Consider the following 19,840-nt stretch of genomic DNA (forward strand, 5'->3'; position numbering starts at 1 on the left):
TTACCCGAGTGTCAATCAATTTGTGACATTAGGATTAAGGCTTTTTAAGGTTCGATACGTTTCTTTGCAGCTACAACAACCCGGCCAAAAGCCAATCTTTTAATTTAGCACCATACTATGAAGGAACGTACAAAACAACTTTTTAAAGGCTTTCTGTTTTCACTTCTTATTTCGGTGGCTGCGGCTTGTATTTACTTTGCGGTTACCCAAAAAGGTGTTGATTACAGCCAGGCTTTATCCCCAATTATGGAGGGCGTTTTTCTCCTGAATATTATGGTATTCATCATGACGTTACCGTCGCTGTTCCTGGTTAATCCCGCTTACTGGAATAACTTGCCGGTAAGGTTGCTATTATATTTTTCCGGGCCGATAGTTTTTATCATTACGGCTTCGTTCCTTAAAATAGAACCTTCATATAAAGTGGTTTATCTGCTCACCGGTGTTATTTTCCTATTGGTTCATACTGTATTTTACTATTTAATGGTAAAAAGGAGGGCTTAAGCAGTCTATGTTTAAGCATTTCATGGCTTTTTCAAAGATTTCAGGTAAACTTGCATCAGCAACATGAAAGCATTTTACGGAGATTTGAAATTAGGTATCCTGGGCGGCGGTCAGTTAGGTCGTATGCTGATACAACAGGCTATAAACTATAACGTTACAGTAAAAATTCTTGACCCCGACCGCGAGGCGCCTTGCCGCAAACTATGCGATGAGTTTACTGTGGGCTCACTGGGCGATTATGAAACCGTTTACAATTTTGGTAAAAATGTCGACCTACTTACCATTGAAATTGAGAAGGTAAATGTTGATGCGCTTGAGCAACTGGAGAAGGAGGGGGTGCTGGTATATCCACAATCGCGCATTATCAGGCTGATACAGGATAAAGGACTTCAGAAGCAATTTTTTAAGGAAAACGATATCCCTACTGCCGATTTCCAGATCATATCATCACCGCAGCAATTGCAGCAAAGCTATATTCCGTTCCCTTATATTCAAAAACTGCGTAAAGACGGTTATGATGGCAAAGGGGTTTACAAGGTAGCCGACGAAAGTTATCTGCCCGGCGCGTTTAAAGAACCCAGCCTGATTGAAAAATGGATAGATTTTGAAAAGGAAATAGCGGTAATTGTGGCCCGCAATGAAAAAGGCGATGTAAGCACATTCCCATTGGTGGAAATGGAGTTTAACCCGGAAGCCAACCTGGTTGAGTTTTTAATATCACCATCAACACTATCATTTGAAATACAACAAAAAGCCGAGCAGATTGCCAAAAAAATAGCCGAAAGCCTCAAAATAGTTGGCTTGCTGGCGGTCGAAATGTTTTTAGATAAACATGGCAAAATACTGGTTAATGAACTTGCCCCACGTCCGCACAACAGCGGGCACCAAACCATTGAAGGTAATGTGGTTTCGCAGTTTGAACAGCATTTAAGGGCTATATTTAATCAGCCCTTAGGCGATACAGCCTGCCTCAACAACGCCATTATGGTAAATGTTTTAGGCGAGGCTGGTTATGAAGGCCCGGCCATTTACCAGGGTATTGAAAAAGTATTGAATGTGCCGGGAGTATATGTGCATTTATATGGGAAAGCCCTTACTAAGCCGTTCCGCAAAATGGGCCATGTTACTATTGTAGATGTTGACAGGGAAAAAGCCATTGAAAAGGCTCGGTTTGTGCAGAAAACACTAAAGGTGATTAGTTGATTGGGAAGTGGCGTGTCACCCTAAGCTTGTCGAAGGATCGCGCGAAGAGGCCCGCCCACAATGCTTCGACAAGCTCAGCATGATAGCCTTTTGATTGATATCGAATAACAAAGTTAAAACAGCATGTCAATGCGAGGTACGAAGCAATCCCCACGATGACATTCAATAGGCATAGATATCAATAATTGTCTTGAGGAAGGAGATTGCTTCGTACCTCGAAATGACATAGTTGAGATAATAATCCTCGCAGTAATGACGATTTTAAATAAAATAAAAAAATGAGCCAGCCAAAAGTAGCCATAATAATGGGCAGCAAATCGGACCTGAACGTGATGCAGGATGCTGCTGACGTGTTAAAAGAATTAGGTGTGGAGTATGAGATCACAGTGGTATCGGCACACCGCACACCCGATCGTATGTTTAGCTATGCACGTGCCGCTGCCGATCGTGGTATTAAGGTAATTATAGCCGGTGCAGGCGGTGCAGCGCATTTGCCGGGCATGGTGGCTTCGCTAACCCATTTGCCGGTGATAGGGGTGCCGGTAAAGTCAAGCAATTCTATTGATGGCTGGGATTCTATCCTTTCTATATTGCAAATGCCAAATGGTATCCCGGTTGCTACCGTGGCTCTAAATGCCGCTAAAAACGCGGGTATATTGGCCGCTCAGATACTATCCACTGCGGATGAATACCTGGTTCAAAACCTTATCAACTTTAAAGAAGACCTTAAAAAGAAGGTAGAGGACTCTGCAAAGGAAATGGAGGGGTAGTAAATGTTTTAGGTTATACGTGTTACGTTGTACGTTTTTATAGCTCTGTTCTTTTGAACGTACAACGTAATACGTCCTACGTAAAACCTCATCAAATTGCTAACTTAATTCAACGCCGGATTCTCCGGGAAATTGGCAATGTGGGCATAGCGCTGGCCGAGACCTATCACTACTTCTCGCCATAGGTTTTGTTCGTCGCCGCTGAATAATGTTTCGGCTTTAAAGTTATCGGCAACAATCCAGCTGTCTTGTTGTATTTCTTCGTCGAGTTGCTGGGGAGTCCATCCGGAGTAACCAGCAAAAAATTTTATTTCGTTTTCGGTTACCTGGTAGTTAGATACCAGTTCCTTAGCCTGTTCAAAATCCCCGCCCCAAAATATGCCATGGGTAATTTCAATACCGCCCTCTATTTTATCGGGGCAGCAGTGTATAAAGTGCAGCGTGTTTTTAGCCACTGGTCCGCCATCGTAAACCGGCATCTCGGAGTAGGATACATCAGGCAGTACATCGCCCAGCATAAATTCACTGTGGTGGTTTAATATAAAACCCATAGCACCCTCGGCAGAATACTCCGTTAGTATGATAACCGATCTTTTAAAGTTCGGATCCATCATAAAAGGTTCCGAAATGAGTAAACGCCCCGCGGCAGCCGAAATTTGACTAAGCATAAGGTCAGTATTTAAATAGTGTAACAAGCATAGTAAAAATATGTTCAATTATTAAATTGAAATATATACAATATGTACGGTTTAATTAATTTGTAAGTTTGCATGAAATGAATCAGCAGGAAATACAAGATTTAAGGCAGGATTATACTGCCGCTACGTTGTCCGAAAAAGACACTAAAGCAAGCCCGGTAAGCCAGTTCGAACAATGGTTTAACGAAGCTTTAGCCGCAAAATTGCACGAACCCAATGCCATGACGCTGGCTACGGCCACGCCAAACGGCAAGCCATCGGCCCGAATAGTGCTGTTAAAAGGCTTTAATGAGCATGGTTTTATATTCTATACCAACTACTTAAGCCGCAAGGGCAAGGAGATTACCAAAAATCCGCAGGGTGCCTTAACTTTTTTTTGGGGAGAACTGGAACGCCAGGTACGTATTGAGGGCACTATTGAAAAACTGAGCAAGGAAGATTCTGAAAAATACTTCCACTCGCGCCCCAAAGGTAGCCAGATAGGAGCGGTGGTATCACCGCAGAGTCAGGAAATTGATGGTCGTGAAACACTGGAGAAAAAATGGAGCGAACTGGAAACCGAATACGAAGGTAAGGAAGTTCCGAAACCATCATTTTGGGGCGGCTATATCTTAAACCCTCAAATGGTTGAGTTTTGGCAGGGACGCTCAAGCCGCTTGCACGACCGCATTTTGTATAAAAAAGTTGATAAAAAAAGCTGGAAGAAAGTACGTTTAGCGCCATGATGTTTAACGATATTAAGCTGTTACTCACCCAAAAATTTGGTGAAGCCGTAATTACTGGTGAAGAAAAAGACGGGCTGCAGTCCGCCCTGATCATCAACCCGGATGATATTGCGGCAGTATGCCTCGAGCTGCGCAATAACCCTGAAACCTATTTCGATTTCCTGTCGAGCCTGAGCGGGGTGCATTACAATGATGATACCAACCGCTACGGCGTGGTTTATCACCTGGCATCCATTCCGTACAAAACACAGCTTACCCTTAAGGTGAGCAAACCGCATGATCGTGAAAGTAACGATTTGCCGGAATTTAAAAGTGTAACCAGCGTTTACCGTACTGCCGACTGGCATGAACGTGAGGCCTATGACCTGCTGGGAATATTTTTTGAAGGCCACCCCGATCTGCGCCGTATCCTGTTACCTGATGATTGGGAAGGTTTCCCATTGCGCAAGGATTACAAGAACGCGGAGTATTATAAGGGTATTAAGATAGATTAGAGCCCCCTAACCCCCTAAAGGGGGAACCAAAGTATAGATGATTTTAATTATCCTAATCAAAAGCTCCCCCTTTAGGGGGCTGGGGGGCTCTTAGTCACTTTCTCATTAAAATAAGCTATCAGTTTTTCAATGTTTTTCAGGCTGTATTGGTGGGCGTGTATCTTTTCAACCACGTCGGGTTCATCGCCCATAATGTCGGTCATGATATCTTCAAAATTTTCATTCGTAAGTTGCTTCATTTCGGCCGTATTCACGCCATAATAATAAACGGTTTTTCCGCCGCCGTTGCGACCGCGACCGCCGCCTAAGGATATGCCTACGCCGCCACCGAAACCGCCGCCGTAGCCCCCGCTGCCATAACCAACCCCAACACCCGGCGAAATGCCAAAGCCACTGCCACCACCGCCTTTGCCTCCCTGGGCTACATATAGTTTGGTGGGTTCGTCCAGTGCCACTTTTACAAAGTCGGTTTCTTCTTTGCCCCATGATTCATTCTGAGGAGCATGTGCGACCACAAAGCTGTCTTTCCCGGCAACAAATGAGCGCAAATCGCTGGCGCTTAACTTATATGGATTTGTTTTTTTGTTCTCTTTAAATTCAATAAATCCTTCGTCTTTTATTGGCCCTTTTCCTGACGGGTTAACTCTTATTAAGCCGGTTTCGCGGTTACCCTTAACATCGGTAAAATTACCCGGCTGCCATTTCTGGGCCTGGACCGATGTACAGCGCAGCATAACTAATATGATAATTGCAATTGAACGCATAATGTTTAAAATACAATAAACGAAAATTTTGAATATTTAATATTACTAACGCATACTTGTTACAAGTATGATGATCTGAAACCGGTAACGCATAAAATACATAACAATAGTAACAAAATTGTACGCATAAGATTTAGATTTGAACATCTAAAATAGGAATTTATAATTACCATGCAATTAACTGTCGATTTACGCAGCGATACCGTAACCAAACCCACACCGGGAATGCTGGAGGCCATGTGGAGCGCCAAAGTTGGAGACGATGTTTTAGGAGAAGATGAAACCGTTAACGAACTGGAACAGAAGGCTGCCGCTATTTTTGGAATGGAGGCAGGGTTGTTCTGTCCGTCGGGCACCATGACCAATCAGATAGCTATTAAATGTTTTACCCAGCCTCTTGACGAACTCATTGCAGATCAAACCGCACATGTTTACCGTTACGAGGGCGGGGGTATTGCTTTTAATTCGGCGGTATCAACGCGCTTGCTTGAAGGTTATCGGGGTATTATTACCGCCGAAATGATTGAACCGGAAATAAATGCCGAGAACATCCACTATCCGCACACCAGCCTGGTGGTGCTCGAAAATACGGTAAATAAAGGCGGGGGTAGTTGCTATACCCTGAGGGACATCGAACCTATTGCTGCACTATGTAAAAAGCGTGGACTAAAGCTGCATTTAGACGGTGCACGCATATTTAACGCCCTGACCTATACCGGCGATAAGGCAGTTGACTATGGTAAATATTTTAACGGTATATCTGTTTGTTTATCAAAAGGTTTGGGTGCACCTGTGGGGTCGATTTTACTGGCTGATGCCGAAACTATAAAATATGCGCGCCGTATTCGTAAAGTAATGGGTGGAGGATGGCGCCAAGCCGGTTTTTTGGCCGCGGCTGGTATATACGCCTTAGACCATCATGTAGAACGCCTGAAAATTGACCACGCGCACGCCCGCATTTTAGGCGAAGAGCTGGGTAAACTGCCATGGGTAAGCAATGTAATGTCGGTAGAAACCAATATTGTACTGTTTGATACGGTTGAGCCAGCCAGCGCTGTACTAAATAAACTGGCCGCGCATGGCATTAAAGCCGGCGACACTGCCAAACATCGCATCCGTTTTGTAACCCACCTTGATGTTCATGCCGAGCAGATAGAATACCTGGTGAAGGTGCTTAAAGAAATGTGAAAACAAAGGCCCCGCGTTATTAACGAGGGCACTGAAAAAGTCTATTAGACAAACGGGGTAGAAAATTTAGTTTTTCTACCCCGTTTTTTGTATTTTAAAGTGTCGAAAGAAAGACACTAAAGATGCTTAACCAACAACAACAGATACAGTTTAGCGCGTTTTCAGGTCTTTATGACCTGATCGTTCCTAAAGACAATCTTCTTCGGAAGATCAATGACCTGGTAGATTTTACATTTATCTATGATGAACTGATCAGCAAATACAGCATTACTAACGGCCGGGCAGCAGAAAGCCCCGTGCGGATGTTCAAATATCTGTTGTTAAAAACGATCTATACGGTTTCAGATGTAGATGTTGTTGAGCGTTCGCAGTATGATATGTCGTTCAAATATTTCCTGGATATGTCACCGGAAGAAGGAATGATCGATCCGAGTTCATTGACCAAGTTCAGAAAGCTGCGGCTAAAGGATAATGATCTGTTAAACCTGCTTATTGGTAAAACGGTGACCATAGCTATTGAAAAAGGGCTCATCCGCTCAAAATCCATTATTGTTGATGCTACCCATTCCCTGTCGAGATCCAACCCGTATTCAGCATTGGAAGTATTGCGGGAACGTTCAAAGTTACTCCGCAAAGCTGTTTATGCGATAGATGAAGATATGAAGGCAGGCATGCCCGAAAAGAACACAGCCGACGAATTGGAAAAAGAACTGGCTTATTGCAGTGCATTGGAAAAGTATATTGAAGCCGATCAACCGTTATGCCAGATACCTGCGGTAAAAGAAAAACTGAATCTATTGAAAGAGACAGTAGCAGATACTCAGGAGCACTATATAGTATCTAAAGACAAGGATGCCAAAACCGGCCATAAATCAGCTGATAGTTCCTTCTTTGGTTATAAGACGCATTTGGCGATGACGGAGGAACGGATTATTACCGCTGCGGTGGTCACTTCGGGAGAAAAAGGTGATGGTCCGGAGCTTCCCCAACTTTTGGAAATCAGTCAAAAAAATGGTATCGAAGTCGAAGCAATCATTGGTGATACGGCTTATTCCGGGAAAGATAATCTTAAGATAGCAACTGAACAGGACATCAAGATCGTAGCCAAACTTACACCGGCGATTTCTCAAGGAACCAGAAAAGAAGAAGACAAGTTTGATTATAACAAAGATGCAGGTATGTTCGTATGTCCGGCGGGACATTTGGCTATCCGCAAAGCCAGGGAGGGGAAGAAAAATGTCGGAAAAAATCAATCTTACCTTTACTTTTTTGACGTTGAAAAATGTAAGATATGTCCATTAAAAGACGGCTGTTACAAACCCGGGGCTAAGACCAAAACCTATTCAGTAACTATAAAGTCAACCACACATCAGGAGCAACAGGCTTTCCAGGAAACAGAATACTTTAAAGAAAAGGCTAAAAACCGATATAAGATCGAAGCTAAAAACAGCGAGTTGAAAAATGTCCATGGGTATGATCGGGCAATAGCCTATGGAATCGAAAATATGCAGATGCAGGGTGCATTAGCGATCTTCACTGTCAACCTGAAAAGGATCATCAAATTGATCGGCTAAGCTACAGCCAAAACGGCTGGTTGGTCGCCCTCGCAACTCTGATAAGCCCGCTATCAACTATGACAAATAACCCACCAAAATGATTAAGCAAAAAAAGCGACCAAGTAAAAGTTGCCTTTCTCTTGATCGCTTTATGTACTCAGTATTATTGAGCTACTTTTTCAGTGCCCTCTTATGAACACACGGGGCTTTTGTTTTTTGAGTAACTGGATTTATAGCATTATTTATTTGGTCACCGGGACGTTCAGGGTAATGGCAAGATCATCCGGCGTGCCATTCTTGGTGATGTTAAAGTCTTTCGGTATTACTCTAAAGTCGCCTTTAAAAACTCCCTCATTGCCTTTATCGTCAAAGGTAAAATGAATAGTAACCGGTTTGGTAACACCTTTCAAGGTTAATTTGCCATTGGCATCGTACCCATTAGCTGTTTTAGTTACCCCTGTTGATGTAAAACTGATAGTGGGATAATTGTCGGCATCCAAAGCATCCTTGGCATGGCTGGTTTTAATAAAAAAGCCGGTACTAAGTGTATTAACATCAATTGATGCCGAAATTTTAGATTCTTCGGGATGGGCCTTGTCAAACTGTATGTTGGCCTTCAGGCCCGTAAACTCTCCATGGATTCTTCCATTTGCAAATTTTATTTCATAGGGCTCCTTTACTTTCCAAGTGGTTACAGCAATAAAAGCCGAAAAGCTGACAAATAATACGATCAGCATTGGATACATAATTTTTTTCATAGAAATATTTTTAGTGATATGATACATAAGCCGTCGGTTAACAGATGGTCTTGTAAAAAATACGAACGGTTTATGTAAGAGGTTGCCTGCGATAAAAATATAGTAAGTGCCCAACGCAAGGATCCCTTTTTTTGCTAAAAAAGTTTACTGGCAGGCAACCTATTTGTAAATGAGGCAGTAATGAGTATATAAACGTTTTTACAAAAAATCATATAAATGAAAAATCTATCGAAACTATTGGCTGCAGCATTCACAATCGCAGTTTTGTTTTTTACAACAAATGCGCAGGCCCAAACCACTCCGGCTAAATCTTTTCTGTTAAGTTTAGGTATTGAAACTGGTATCCCTACAGGTGTTGCGCGCATAGGTGCCAATTTTAACCTTGGTGGAACCGCCCGGTTGCAATATGGTATAACCAACGATTTGGCACTTACCTTTACGGCCGGTGGTTATCATTATTTCACAAAAAAAATACCTGGGCAAGATAAAAGATACTCAAGCTATGGTGAATTACCTATAAAGGCTGGTTTAAAAGAATTTTTTCTGCCAAACATTTATGTTGGTGGTGAAGCAGGCATTGCTTTTGAAAAATTAGAGGATGGCTGGGGACCGCATCGCCTGGTGTTGTCGCCAAATTTAGGTTATGCCAATAAAAACTGGGACTTTGGTCTTCATTATGATCATTTTACACATAAAGAAGATCACTTTGGCATATTCGCGTTGCGGGTAGCTTACGGCTTCGGTTTGTAATCTGCGTTTTTGTACTCTTATGTTTGTTGCTGCAAACAGTTTTGGGTAGTATATCGTGTGTTTATGGGGCTGCCATTGTTTGATGATATCAGCAATGGCAGTTTTTGTATGTTAAAACTTAATGCCGGTCACCTTGTTGTATCAACAAATATGAACCGTCTTCTTAAAAAGCTCGAAAAAATTGGTCGTGACCCCAAGATCACCGCGAAGGCAGTTGGCCTCCGCTACGTATCTGATTCATCGCCGGGATATACCCGGAAAAAATCGGGCAAGGGCTGGAGCTTTTATGATGCCGATGGTAAGCTGGTAAAAGATAAGGAGCAGATATCCCGCTTCAACAAGTTGGTGATTCCGCCGGCCTATACCAACGTATGGATATCGCCGTATGAAAATGGCCACCTGCAGTTTACGGGTACCGATGCCGCCGGGCGCAAACAATACCGGTACCATGCCGGCTGGAACCAAATCCGTAATCAAAGTAAATATCATCGCCTGCAAACTTTTGCATCCTATTTACCCGCTATACGGGAACAGGTAGATAAAGACCTGGCCCGCCGTAATCTTGACCACGACAAGGTAGTGGCTCTGGTGGTACGTTTAATGGAACTTACCGGTATCAGGGTAGGGAATGAGGAATATAAAAAACTTTATGGATCTTTCGGACTTACCACCCTGCAAAACCGGCATATAAAAATTGAAGGTTCAAATATGCGCTTTGAATTTAAAGGGAAAAAAGGTGTTTTTCATAAGGTAACACTACAGAGTAAAAAACTGGCAAGGCTGATAAAGCAATGCCGGGATATTCCGGGAAAAGAACTTTTTCAGTATTATAATGAAGCCGGTGAGCGGTGCAGTATAGGGTCGGGCGATATTAATGATTACCTTAAAAATATAACTGGCGAAGATTTTACTGCCAAAGATTTCCGCACATGGGCGGGCAGTGTGAGTGCCCTGTATGCTTTTAAGGATGCCGGCGAATTTGCCACCGTAACCGAGTGCCATAAAAAAATTGTCGGTGTGCTTGATGAGGTAGCCATTAACCTGGGTAACACCCGCACAGTTTGCAAAAAATATTATGTGCACCCTTCGGTAATAAAAAGCTACGAGGAAGGCACCATATTTAAATACATCAGCCACCTTGATGAAGACAATGATGTAAAAGCAGCAGAACTTAACAAAGCCGAAAAAGCACTGTTAAACCTGCTTGAAACAGAAAAACTGGCCGAGGCCAGTTAAATACTGTATATGGAAGCTGTGCGGGCGGTTAAAGAGAATTAATACTTATTACTTTTTAGTAGTAATGAGTATAACTCCATCTTTTCCCTTATCTCCGTATTTTTTGGTGATACTGCTGCCTTTTAATACGCTCATATTATCAATTTTATCGGGATTCAGCTTCTTTAAATCAGCGGATGATGATTCATTACCATCGATAATGATTAAAGGATTAGTGTTTTTACCAGTTGTAATAACACCATTATTTATGGAAATACCTGTTGCCGGTGTAATGGATAGAGCAGAAGTAGGGACAATACGCAGATCCTTAACAATCACATGTGATTTAGTAGAGATGCCTGCTACTTTGCTTTTTACCGCCGGAATACTTGCAACAGATACGTTGGAAATTGTTATCGTGGAATCTGCCGATACGCGAGTACGAGGCTGGGCGTAAGAGACTCTATAATGAATATTCGAAACAGAATCAACAGTCAATGTTAGCGGAACAGCCTCGTTAACGGTAACTGAACTGCTGCTACTGGCATTTGTATGGATGTGTTGATCGGTAGTAATATTCGCATATTTATCGCTCTTTTTTGATTGATCTATTTTTTTCTTAAGCGCCGCCCCTTCGGGTGAATTTTTTGTAATAACAATGGATACTTTATTGTTTAGTGCAGGTTTAACATCAACAAAGGGAGTTGCATCCTCTGCAGATAAAACATATATTGATGTAATATCATCAGGATCTACCGATTTTATGTTTCCTTTTTTGCCGTTAATGTAGGTTTCTACAGGCACATCATTTATTAGCACTTTTTTTGTCGTAATTTTAGTAGTATCGGGCTTTGACGCTACCCGAAGAGATGCTGCAGCTTTGTGGGTAATTTTTTGATGTTTAACAGCGGTTACCGGCCTGGCATCAGGTTTTTTGTCGGGATTGAAATCGATGATCTTTGTCAGTGGTAAAGCAGCTGCAACCAGCTTTATCCTGACAGGTTTGGCAAAATCAGCTTTTGATATACTGAATACGAACAGCAGGGTAATTACCGCAGGTACCAGGAAAGCGTAACGGGTAAGGTTTAGTTTCGAAGATCGTTTGGCGTTCATCATGATAATGCGTTTTTTAATGGTTGATATATTAAAGTGGTTTACTATACCAGGTTGCTGGTTATTAAAGCTTACCGAAACCAGGCTGTATTGATATTTTTTACTGTCAATACCCTTATTCAGTATCTTGCGGTCGGTTATAAATTCAATGTTTTCGCGAATGGCCTTTTTCATGAGCCAGATACCGGGATTAAACCAATAAAGGATGCTGCTCAGCTCGGCCAGTAATATATCGGCAGTATGCCACTCGTTTACGTGTACCTGTTCATGCAGCAATATGGCTTCGAGGTCGGCTGGGGCATGTTTTGCCGGATTTACAAAAATGCTTTGCCAAAACGAAAATGGGGCAGCGTCTTTATCTATGATCCTTACTTCGTGATCATTAATCATGGCCGGTTTTGAACTTTTGTAGAGCTTGTAAAGGGAAAATAGCTGAACAGCCAACCTTATGGCCAATATATATGCACCCAACCAGAAAATAACTTCGGCCCAATGCCAGTAATCAGGTTCATTAAGCGGTATTAGTAGGCTATTGGCCGATACCTGCCAGTTTATGGCTACTTGTTGTACAGGCCGGGCCAGTTCTTCGTGCCGCTGCAAAAATGACGAAAGATTTATCAGCGGATAGATACTGGCAAACAATATAGCCGTGAGCAGGTAAATGCGGTTTAAGGTATAAAAAGTAAGACGTCTAAGTACCAGGTAATAGCCTGCGCAAAACAGTAGCAAGGCAATATTTACTTTGAGTAAAAAAACAAACAGTACTGGCATGGCTTTAAAATTTATTGTTTCTCAATCAGTTTTATGATCTCCTGCAGATCGCTCGCACTTATCTTTTTTTCGTTGGCAAAAAAAGTAACCAGGTCTTTATAAGAGTTTTGAAAATAATCGCTTACAAAGCCGTTCATAAACCGCTTTTTATATTCTTCTTCCTGTATAGTTGGTGCATAACGCAATGAGTTGCCCATTTTTTCGCTTGCTAAAAAAGCTTTGCGTTCAAGGTTTTTAACGGTTGATGCCAGCGTGGTATATGGGGGTTTAGGTTCTTCCAGCTGGTCCAAAAAATCCTTAATAAAACCCGGGCCGTATTGCCAAACTGCCTGCATGGCTTCTTCTTCCTGTTTAGATAGTTTTTCCATTGTTTTACGATTGTTTCGTAAAACTACGAACTTTTCGTAATTATCCAAATTTATTTTCATTTTTTTAGAAGAATGGAAAAATCAGCTCCGCAATTCGTTTGATAAGACCGTTTTGGGACATTGGCTTATCAATCAAAAAATTTACGCGTAACGGATGCTGGAGAGGCGAAAACAATAGTACCTTGCATAATCAAAAAAAAGCTCACTGAGGGTTTATGGCTTTAAAAACAACCATTATCACCGGGGCAACCTCCGGAATAGGACAGGAAACCGCGTTGGCGCTTGCAAAGCAGGGGCACGCGCTTTATTTACTGGTGCGCAACACGCCTAAAGGCGAACGCCTAAAACAGGAAATTACCGATAAAACGGGTAACAAGGAGATTTTTGTAGTAAGATGTGATCTGACCGATTTGGAAAGCGTTCGCGAAGCGGCAGATGAGCTTACCCAAAAACTATTTGCTATAAATACCCTTATTAATAATGCGGGCGGCATTTTTGAAGAGCGTGAGCTAAACAAGAATGGTTTTGAAATGACCCTGGTTACCAACCATCTGGGGCATTTTTTACTAACCACCAGCCTGATGCCTTTATTACAAAAAGGGCAGGCACGTATTATTAATGTAAGTTCAGAAGCGCATAAACAGGCAAAACCCCAGTTTGATGACCTTCAGTGGGAGCAATCATACAGCGCTATGAAAGCTTATGGTATGAGCAAGCTCTTTAATATTTATTTTGCTCAATCACTTGCCGAAAAATATGCAGCTAATGGCATCCTTGCTTTCTCCTTGCATCCAGGCGTAGTTAAAACAGGTTTTGGGGCAAATCTTAAAGGATTTGGGAGAATATTGCTATTGGTTGCACGTCCATTTATGATAACTCCCGAACAGGGTGCCGAAACTTCTGTGTTCCTGGCTACGTCACCGCGGCTTGATCAATACAATGGCGCTTATTTCAAAAAGAAAAAGAAAGCAGCAACTTCGGCTATTGCAACTGATACCGAATCGCGCAATAAACTCTGGGCCATCAGCGAAAAACTGCTCTCAAGATACCTGGTTTGGCCTGATGTGAAATAACCAGCCTCGTTGCTGTAGTAAAATCATGAAATAAAAGATTATCGTAAATTCCGGGTTACAAAGAGCCCTCGCTTGTATCTGAAAAATTACCTCATCAGTTAAGACAAAAGTTGTAACATTAAAAGTTATTGGTTATTTTAGATGACTTAAACATGACAATCATGCCTTTAAACAAAAAAATTGTAGTTACAATTGGCTTATTATCTGTAGTGGTACTTGGTGCCATGACTTCTATGACCCCTAAAAAGGTTCAGGATGAAGGTTTCAAGAATTTGAAAGTATTACCTAAAAATATCTCAAACGATAATCTTCACAAGGTGATGGAAGAGTGGGAACACTCCTTGGGCGTACACTGCAACTTTTGCCACGTGCGAAACGAGGAGACAAAAAAGATGGATTGGGCAAACGATACCAAACCGGAAAAGGCAATGGCCCGCGATATGTATAAGATGATGAATAAGATCAACCAGAAATATTTTCACGCCAAAAAAGATTCATTGGGTATGATCATGCCTGCCGGTGTAAATTGCAATACCTGTCATCGCGGTACTGCTCACCCGGAGGTAATTGTACCTGGAGATCAAGGCCCTGGCGGTATGCCTCCGGGTGGCCAGCCAGCTCCTGAAAAAAAGGGGTAATTGAAAAAACGGAAACACCTCTGACTTGAAGTTAGGGGTGTTTTAATTTACAATAGTTATGACTACTGGTATAATCAACATCAGAAATGCGAATGAAGATGACCTTTTGGCCATATTGCACATTTATAATGATGCTATACTAAATACTACGGCAGTTTATAGCGAACTCCCGCATACTATTGAAATGCGACAGGCCTGGTTTGCGGATAAGCTTAACAATGGCTTCCCGGTGCTGGTTGCCGAATCTGCTGGTAAAGTAACCGGTTTTTGCACTTATGGGCACTTTAGGGCATGGCCATGCTATCGTTATACTGTAGAGCACTCTGTATATGTTGATCCTTTGTTTAGAGGACAGGGGATTGGTAAACTTTTACTCAGGCCGCTTATAAACAAAGCACAGCAAAATGGTTTACATGCTATGATAGCCGGTATTGACAGTGGAAACCAGGTAAGTTACCATTTGCATCAATCACTCGGTTTCAGGCAAGTGGCTCATTTTAAGGAGGTGGGGTTTAAATTTGATCGCTGGCTTGATCTGCTGTTTATGGAACTATTATTTGATAAATAAAATTATATTGTTAATTATTTATTAATACGATATTTATTTATTTCCAGAGTTGAAAATTCATTATTTTAACTTATCTTTAATGGTTTCTTAGCTGAATTCCTGCCTGATAAGAAATATAGAATATAAGAATACTGTTCTTTTACTGATCAAAGTTATATAAATATCCCCCCTAATTCGTTTAACTATGACTGCCGACCTTGAAGAAAAGCCTATTATCGCTGTACTTAATCAAAGACAGGTAACCCCTCACCGTTCTCCTTATTGCCGCAAATGTGGAAATCAAAATATTAACCGCATACCCAGAGGACGCTTTGTAAAAATGTTTTTGTTTTGGCTGCCACTCAAAAAATACATTTGTTACCGCTGCCATCATAAAACGTATAGATGGGGAAGCAGGCACTAAACCTGAATACACTTTTTCCTAAATATCTTTTCGGGCTAATAAAAATAAAACCGTACAAAGCGCAAATCTTTTACATTTGTTAAATGCAAAAGATACTGATTGCCAACCGCGGTGAAATAGCTTTAAGGGTAATGCGTTCAGCGCGCGAAATGGGTATAAAAACCGTTGCCGTATATTCTGATGCGGATAGGAACGCGCTGCATGTGCGTTATGCAGATGAGGCGGTTTATATAGGTGCGGCCCCATCAAACCAATCATACCTTAATGGCGAAAAAATTATTGCGGCCTGCATCCAGACGGGAGCAACCGCTATTCATCCGGGATATGGTTTTTTGAGCGAAAACGCAGCTTTTGCCCGGCAGGTGAAAGATGCAGGTTTGGTACTTATAGGCCCATCGCCGGAGGCTATGGAGGTAATGGGTAACAAGCTATCGGCCAAAGCGGCGGCCCTGAAATATAACATCCCTATGGTTCCCGGAACTGAGGAGGCTATTACCGATGTTGCCGAGGCAAAGAAACGCGCGATTGAAGTAGGTTTTCCTATACTCATCAAGGCTGCAGCAGGCGGCGGGGGCAAGGGCATGCGTATAGTTGAAGGCGACGCTGATTTTGAAGAACAAATGGCGCTTGCCGTATCAGAGGCAACATCGGCTTTTGGCGACGGATCTGTTTTTATTGAGCGGTACGTATCCTCACCGCGGCATATCGAAATACAGGTATTGGGTGATACGCATGGTAACATTGTGCATCTTTTTGAGCGCGATTGCTCTGTACAACGCCGCCACCAAAAGGTAATTGAAGAGGCACCCTCTAAAGTGCTTACGCTGCAAATCAGAGAGCAAATGGGCAAATGCGCGGTTGATGTGGCACGCTCTGTAAATTATACCGGCGCCGGTACGGTGGAGTTTATTATGGATGATGCCCTTAATTTTTATTTCCTAGAAATGAATACCCGCCTGCAGGTAGAACATCCGGTAACGGAACTTATAACCGGTATAGACCTGGTAAAGGAGCAGATACGCATTGCCCGGGGCGAGGCCATCAGCTTTAAGCAGGAAGACCTGGAAATACGTGGTCACGCCATTGAACTAAGAGTATATGCCGAAGATCCGGCCAATAACTTTTTACCAGATATTGGCACGCTGCAAACCTATGTTACACCCAAAGGGGCCGGCGTACGGGTTGATGATGGTTTTGAGCAGGGTATGGAAATACCTATTTACTATGACCCTATGATAGCCAAACTGATAACTTATGGTGAAAATCGTACTGAAGCTATTGAGCGTATGCTGCGTGCTATTGACGAGTATCAGATAACGGGTATAACTACAACATTGGGTTTTGGCAAATTTGTAATGCAGCATGAAGCTTTTACATCGGGTAATTTTGATACACATTTTGTAAAAAAATATTTTACGCCCGATGTGCTTGACTCCGATAATAAGGAAGAAGCTGAAATTGCGGCCATTATTATGGAACAATTACTTAGTGAGCAAAAGGCAGTAATAACTTCAACCCCAACCGCCGAAATAAGCAGCTGGGTAAAAAACCGGAGCGGGTTACAGTAAAAAAATATTGGGGCCGCTATTAAAGCAGTTCTGTCAATTCGCTGAAATTGTTTACGGTGGCTATCATGCCTTCAGGTACATCGCCAAAGCCATAGCTTGCAAAAATGAATGGCACGCCGGCCTGTTTGGCAGCGGTATAATCGCCCATGGTATCGCCCACATAAACCGGGGCCTTAAGCTCATGATCATTAACAATATCTCTGATGTTATCAGCTTTAGGGTTCCCCTTTGTACCAAAGCACTGATGGCCTAAAAAGTAAGGGTGCATATCGTTCAGATCTAAGAATACTTCAATATAGCCGCTTTGGCAATTACTCACAATGTATAGCTTATATTTTGTGCCGAGATATTTTAAGGTTTCTTCGAGCTGGGGATATAATTCACCGCCCCTGGTGTGTAATATTTCCAGCTCGCTTATGCCGCAAAGGGTTTGCACTTCTTTACGTTGTGCGTTATCAAGTGTTGGGAAAAGCTTATCAAAAATAGCATCATAGGTCATGCCGGTGATTGACCTAACGCGGTCTACAGTCATTTCTTCATCGATATAATCAACCTTGGCAACTGCGGCCTGCCAGGCCAGCGCCACGTTGGCTGTACTGTCCCAGAGGGTGCCGTCAAGATCAAAAATTATACTGTCGAATTTGTGGTGTAGTGAAGTATCCATAGCGCCGGCAAAAATAGTAAAAAACTCATTATTGATCTTACATCAATCGCCTATTGCTGAAAAGTTGAGTTTATAGAATGCCAAACCAATGTAAAATAATCAGTCCTTTAAATACTTAGAGTGCTTATTGATTAAATTTGATTATAACGAACAAGAAAGAGATAGCTATTGAAAACGAACCGCCCGCCCAAAAATACCATCAGTAATCAAGTAACTTTAAAGGAGCGTTTTGACGCGCTGCGCAATTTGCCCGCCTTTTTTAAATTGGTTTGGCAAACCAGCCGCTGGATGACAATTGTTAACGCCGTATTGCGCATAACCCGTTCGGCCATGCCGCTGGGTTTGCTGTATGTGGGTAAACTAATCATTGATCAGGTGGTCACCATAAGCCATGCCCCGGTTAAGGACATGACTTACCTTTGGGAGCTGGTGGGCCTGGAATTTGCCCTGGCCATATTAACTGATACACTTAGTCGTGCCGTTACCCTGATGGATAGCCTGCTTGGCGATTTGTTCAGCAACCATACTTCGGTAAAAATAATGGAGCATGCGGCAACGCTTGATCTTGACCAGTTTGAGGATTCGGTATTTTATGATAAGCTCGAGCGCGCCCGCCAGCAAACTGTAGGGCGCACCATACTATTGTCGCAGGTAATGAGCCAGGTGCAGGATCTGATTACGATGGGTTTTCTGGCCGTTGGCCTTATGACCTTTAATCCCTGGCTTATTGTACTGCTGCTTATTGCCATTATTCCGGCTTTTTTAGGAGAGTCGTACTTTAACGATCAGAGTTACGCTCTAACCCGCGGGCAAACGCCCGAACGCCGTGAACTTGATTATATACGTTACCTGGGTGCCAGCGATGAAACCGCCAAAGAAGTAAAAATATTTGATCTTTCGGGTTTTATTATTGACCGCTTCAGGTACCTGTCAAATAAATTTTATAGCGATAACAAGGTGCTGGCCATCCGTCGCTCTTTGTGGGGGACTTTTTTTGCTGTACTTGGCAGTTTGGGTTATTATGTGGCTTATGTGGTTATCATCATCAGAACGGTGAACGGAAGTGTAACTATTGGTGAGCTGGCTTTTCTGGCCGGTTCATTCAGGCAACTGCGTACGCTGCTCGAAGGTATTTTAACGCGTTTTACTGCAGTATCACAGGGCGCCATTTATTTGCGCGACTTCTTTGAGTTTTTCGACATAGTACCTAAAATAAAACAGGCCGCAAACGCGCTGCCATTTCCCAAAAACATACAACAAGGTTTTGCCTTTGAAAATGTAGGTTTCAGGTATGTTAATGCTGATAAATGGGCCAACCGCCATTTAAATTTTACGCTTTATCCCGGTGAAAAGCTGGCATTGGTAGGTGAAAATGGCGCGGGCAAAACCACGCTGGTAAAATTACTCGCCCGTTTATATGACCCCACTGAAGGTCGGATATTGCTTGATGGCATCGACCTGCGCCAGTATGATCTGGCCGACCTGCGCCTTAATGTTGGTATTATTTTTCAGGACTATCTGCGATATCAGATGACCTTTGCGCAAAATATTGCAGTAGGTAAAATAAGTGAGCAGGATAACCGGTCATTAATAGAGAACTCAGCTCGGCAAAGTCTGGCCGATGTGCTGGCTGCAAAACTTCCGGGTGCTTATGACCAACAATTGGGCAAGCGATTTGCCGACGGGGTTGAACTATCTGGCGGCGAATGGCAAAAGGTGGCCCTGGCGCGAGCTTATATGCGCGATGCCCAGTTACTGATACTCGACGAACCAACTTCGGCTCTTGATGCCCGGGCCGAATACAATGTTTTTGAACGTTTTGCCGAATTAACAAAGGGTAAATCAGCTGTGCTGATATCGCATAGGTTTAGTACCGTGCGTATGGCCGACAGGATACTGGTGCTGGAGAAGGGCGAATTGGTTGAAATAGGAAGCCACGAGGAGCTGCTGCTTAAAGGCGGCCGCTACGCCGAATTGTTTGACCTGCAGGCAGCCGGATACAGATAATTTTATTGACTCAAACCTTATCTGTTGTGCCTGTATTAATCATTA

20 protein-coding genes are annotated in these 19,840 nt (G+C 42.7%); 14 read left to right on the forward strand and 6 right to left on the reverse strand.

Annotation, left to right across the window (positions count from 1 at the left end; genetic code table 11):
* Positions 1-117 precede the first annotated feature (117 nt).
* From SNE25_RS13880 to purE, 3 genes are all read left to right on the forward strand, one after another.
* A complete protein-coding gene (locus tag SNE25_RS13880) occupies positions 118-501 on the forward strand; it encodes a hypothetical protein (RefSeq protein ID WP_321565701.1) in 384 nt (127 codons plus the stop codon).
* A 63-nt stretch (positions 502-564) separates the two neighbouring features.
* The gene (locus SNE25_RS13885; protein ID WP_321565702.1) at positions 565-1,704 is read left to right on the forward strand and encodes a 5-(carboxyamino)imidazole ribonucleotide synthase; all 1,140 of its coding nucleotides are present in this window, start codon (positions 565-567) and stop codon (positions 1,702-1,704) included.
* Between the two features lie 278 nt (positions 1,705-1,982).
* Positions 1,983-2,474, forward strand: a complete 492-nt coding sequence (gene purE / locus SNE25_RS13890) for a 5-(carboxyamino)imidazole ribonucleotide mutase (RefSeq protein WP_321565703.1) — start codon at positions 1,983-1,985, stop codon at positions 2,472-2,474.
* Positions 2,475-2,578: 104 nt separating this feature from the next.
* On the opposite strand, the gene SNE25_RS13895 is transcribed toward purE, so the two are convergent.
* Positions 2,579-3,142 carry a YqgE/AlgH family protein gene (locus SNE25_RS13895; RefSeq protein WP_321565704.1) on the reverse strand — a complete coding sequence of 188 codons (564 nt, stop codon included), beginning with the start codon at positions 3,140-3,142 and terminating at the stop codon, positions 2,579-2,581.
* 107 nt (positions 3,143-3,249) lie between these two features.
* On the opposite strand from SNE25_RS13895, the gene pdxH reads away from it, so the two are divergent.
* Together pdxH and SNE25_RS13905 are read left to right on the forward strand one after the other, a co-directional pair.
* Positions 3,250-3,897, forward strand: coding sequence for a pyridoxamine 5'-phosphate oxidase (gene pdxH / locus SNE25_RS13900; RefSeq protein ID WP_321565705.1), 648 nt, complete (start codon positions 3,250-3,252; stop codon positions 3,895-3,897).
* Positions 3,894-4,391 (forward strand): NADH-quinone oxidoreductase subunit C, encoded by a 498-nt coding sequence (locus tag SNE25_RS13905; protein WP_321565706.1) that lies wholly within the window; start codon positions 3,894-3,896, stop codon positions 4,389-4,391. The genes pdxH and SNE25_RS13905 overlap by 4 nt, the downstream gene beginning before the upstream one ends.
* A 71-nt stretch (positions 4,392-4,462) precedes the next feature.
* Here the strand turns inward: SNE25_RS13905 and SNE25_RS13910 are convergent, their stop codons facing one another.
* The gene (locus SNE25_RS13910) at positions 4,463-5,155 is read right to left on the reverse strand and encodes a hypothetical protein (protein ID WP_321565707.1); all 693 of its coding nucleotides are present in this window, start codon (positions 5,153-5,155) and stop codon (positions 4,463-4,465) included.
* 171 nt (positions 5,156-5,326) lie between these two features.
* Here SNE25_RS13910 and SNE25_RS13915 point away from each other — a divergent pair, with 171 nt between their 5' ends.
* Positions 5,327-6,343 (forward strand): threonine aldolase family protein, encoded by a 1,017-nt coding sequence (locus SNE25_RS13915; protein WP_321565708.1) that lies wholly within the window; start codon positions 5,327-5,329, stop codon positions 6,341-6,343.
* A gap of 122 nt (positions 6,344-6,465) precedes the next feature.
* The gene (locus tag SNE25_RS13920) at positions 6,466-7,917 is read left to right on the forward strand and encodes an IS1182 family transposase (protein ID WP_321565709.1); all 1,452 of its coding nucleotides are present in this window, start codon (positions 6,466-6,468) and stop codon (positions 7,915-7,917) included.
* Between the two features lie 224 nt (positions 7,918-8,141).
* On the opposite strand, the gene SNE25_RS13925 is transcribed toward SNE25_RS13920, so the two are convergent.
* The gene (locus SNE25_RS13925) at positions 8,142-8,657 is read right to left on the reverse strand and encodes a YceI family protein (protein ID WP_321565710.1); all 516 of its coding nucleotides are present in this window, start codon (positions 8,655-8,657) and stop codon (positions 8,142-8,144) included.
* 216 nt (positions 8,658-8,873) lie between these two features.
* Between SNE25_RS13925 and SNE25_RS13930 the strand changes: the two genes are divergently transcribed.
* Positions 8,874-9,407 carry a hypothetical protein gene (locus SNE25_RS13930; protein WP_321565711.1) on the forward strand — a complete coding sequence of 178 codons (534 nt, stop codon included), beginning with the start codon at positions 8,874-8,876 and terminating at the stop codon, positions 9,405-9,407.
* A gap of 150 nt (positions 9,408-9,557) precedes the next feature.
* Positions 9,558-10,643: a DNA topoisomerase IB gene (locus tag SNE25_RS13935; RefSeq protein WP_321565712.1), complete on the forward strand. Its 1,086-nt coding sequence runs from the start codon at positions 9,558-9,560 to the stop codon at positions 10,641-10,643.
* Positions 10,644-10,691: 48 nt separating this feature from the next.
* Here the strand turns inward: SNE25_RS13935 and SNE25_RS13940 are convergent, their stop codons facing one another.
* Positions 10,692-12,506 (reverse strand): M56 family metallopeptidase, encoded by a 1,815-nt coding sequence (locus SNE25_RS13940; RefSeq protein WP_321565713.1) that lies wholly within the window; start codon positions 12,504-12,506, stop codon positions 10,692-10,694.
* A gap of 11 nt (positions 12,507-12,517) precedes the next feature.
* Positions 12,518-12,874 carry a BlaI/MecI/CopY family transcriptional regulator gene (locus tag SNE25_RS13945; protein WP_321565714.1) on the reverse strand — a complete coding sequence of 119 codons (357 nt, stop codon included), beginning with the start codon at positions 12,872-12,874 and terminating at the stop codon, positions 12,518-12,520.
* Positions 12,875-13,089: 215 nt separating this feature from the next.
* Between SNE25_RS13945 and SNE25_RS13950 the strand changes: the two genes are divergently transcribed.
* The 4 genes from SNE25_RS13950 (at position 13,090) to accC (ending at position 17,124) form a co-directional block, all read left to right on the forward strand.
* Positions 13,090-13,947: an SDR family oxidoreductase gene (locus SNE25_RS13950; protein WP_321565715.1), complete on the forward strand. Its 858-nt coding sequence runs from the start codon at positions 13,090-13,092 to the stop codon at positions 13,945-13,947.
* A gap of 161 nt (positions 13,948-14,108) precedes the next feature.
* Positions 14,109-14,585: a c-type cytochrome gene (locus SNE25_RS13955; protein ID WP_321565716.1), complete on the forward strand. Its 477-nt coding sequence runs from the start codon at positions 14,109-14,111 to the stop codon at positions 14,583-14,585.
* A 58-nt stretch (positions 14,586-14,643) separates the two neighbouring features.
* Positions 14,644-15,153 (forward strand): GNAT family N-acetyltransferase, encoded by a 510-nt coding sequence (locus tag SNE25_RS13960; protein WP_321565717.1) that lies wholly within the window; start codon positions 14,644-14,646, stop codon positions 15,151-15,153.
* A 486-nt stretch (positions 15,154-15,639) separates the two neighbouring features.
* Positions 15,640-17,124, forward strand: coding sequence for an acetyl-CoA carboxylase biotin carboxylase subunit (accC, locus tag SNE25_RS13965; protein ID WP_321565718.1), 1,485 nt, complete (start codon positions 15,640-15,642; stop codon positions 17,122-17,124).
* A gap of 19 nt (positions 17,125-17,143) precedes the next feature.
* Here the strand turns inward: accC and SNE25_RS13970 are convergent, their stop codons facing one another.
* Positions 17,144-17,788, reverse strand: coding sequence for an HAD family hydrolase (locus SNE25_RS13970; protein WP_321565719.1), 645 nt, complete (start codon positions 17,786-17,788; stop codon positions 17,144-17,146).
* Between the two features lie 168 nt (positions 17,789-17,956).
* On the opposite strand from SNE25_RS13970, the gene SNE25_RS13975 reads away from it, so the two are divergent.
* Positions 17,957-19,795: an ABC transporter ATP-binding protein gene (locus SNE25_RS13975; protein WP_321565720.1), complete on the forward strand. Its 1,839-nt coding sequence runs from the start codon at positions 17,957-17,959 to the stop codon at positions 19,793-19,795.
* Positions 19,796-19,840: the final 45 nt, after the last annotated feature.

Source organism: Mucilaginibacter sabulilitoris (assembly GCF_034262375.1).
Lineage (GTDB): Bacteria > Bacteroidota > Bacteroidia > Sphingobacteriales > Sphingobacteriaceae > Mucilaginibacter > Mucilaginibacter sabulilitoris.

What these genes read in the sequence shown, in the direction of transcription:
- SNE25_RS13895 (WP_321565704.1), bottom strand. Translation starts at nt 3,142, where the DNA reads ATGCTTAGTCAAATTTCGGCTGCCGCGGGGCGTTTACTCATTTCGGAA.
- SNE25_RS13955 (WP_321565716.1), top strand. Translation starts at nt 14,109, where the DNA reads ATGCCTTTAAACAAAAAAATTGTAGTTACAATTGGCTTATTATCTGTA.
- SNE25_RS13945 (WP_321565714.1), bottom strand. Translation starts at nt 12,874, where the DNA reads ATGGAAAAACTATCTAAACAGGAAGAAGAAGCCATGCAGGCAGTTTGG.
- SNE25_RS13970 (WP_321565719.1), bottom strand. Translation starts at nt 17,788, where the DNA reads ATGGATACTTCACTACACCACAAATTCGACAGTATAATTTTTGATCTT.
- SNE25_RS13885 (WP_321565702.1), top strand. Translation starts at nt 565, where the DNA reads ATGAAAGCATTTTACGGAGATTTGAAATTAGGTATCCTGGGCGGCGGT.
- SNE25_RS13915 (WP_321565708.1), top strand. Translation starts at nt 5,327, where the DNA reads ATGCAATTAACTGTCGATTTACGCAGCGATACCGTAACCAAACCCACA.
- SNE25_RS13910 (WP_321565707.1), bottom strand. Translation starts at nt 5,155, where the DNA reads ATGCGTTCAATTGCAATTATCATATTAGTTATGCTGCGCTGTACATCG.
- SNE25_RS13960 (WP_321565717.1), top strand. Translation starts at nt 14,644, where the DNA reads ATGACTACTGGTATAATCAACATCAGAAATGCGAATGAAGATGACCTT.
- SNE25_RS13920 (WP_321565709.1), top strand. Translation starts at nt 6,466, where the DNA reads ATGCTTAACCAACAACAACAGATACAGTTTAGCGCGTTTTCAGGTCTT.
- accC (WP_321565718.1), top strand. Translation starts at nt 15,640, where the DNA reads ATGCAAAAGATACTGATTGCCAACCGCGGTGAAATAGCTTTAAGGGTA.
- SNE25_RS13935 (WP_321565712.1), top strand. Translation starts at nt 9,558, where the DNA reads ATGAACCGTCTTCTTAAAAAGCTCGAAAAAATTGGTCGTGACCCCAAG.
- SNE25_RS13925 (WP_321565710.1), bottom strand. Translation starts at nt 8,657, where the DNA reads ATGAAAAAAATTATGTATCCAATGCTGATCGTATTATTTGTCAGCTTT.
- SNE25_RS13930 (WP_321565711.1), top strand. Translation starts at nt 8,874, where the DNA reads ATGAAAAATCTATCGAAACTATTGGCTGCAGCATTCACAATCGCAGTT.
- SNE25_RS13880 (WP_321565701.1), top strand. Translation starts at nt 118, where the DNA reads ATGAAGGAACGTACAAAACAACTTTTTAAAGGCTTTCTGTTTTCACTT.
- SNE25_RS13940 (WP_321565713.1), bottom strand. Translation starts at nt 12,506, where the DNA reads ATGCCAGTACTGTTTGTTTTTTTACTCAAAGTAAATATTGCCTTGCTA.
- purE (WP_321565703.1), top strand. Translation starts at nt 1,983, where the DNA reads ATGAGCCAGCCAAAAGTAGCCATAATAATGGGCAGCAAATCGGACCTG.
- pdxH (WP_321565705.1), top strand. Translation starts at nt 3,250, where the DNA reads ATGAATCAGCAGGAAATACAAGATTTAAGGCAGGATTATACTGCCGCT.
- SNE25_RS13905 (WP_321565706.1), top strand. Translation starts at nt 3,894, where the DNA reads ATGATGTTTAACGATATTAAGCTGTTACTCACCCAAAAATTTGGTGAA.
- SNE25_RS13950 (WP_321565715.1), top strand. Translation starts at nt 13,090, where the DNA reads ATGGCTTTAAAAACAACCATTATCACCGGGGCAACCTCCGGAATAGGA.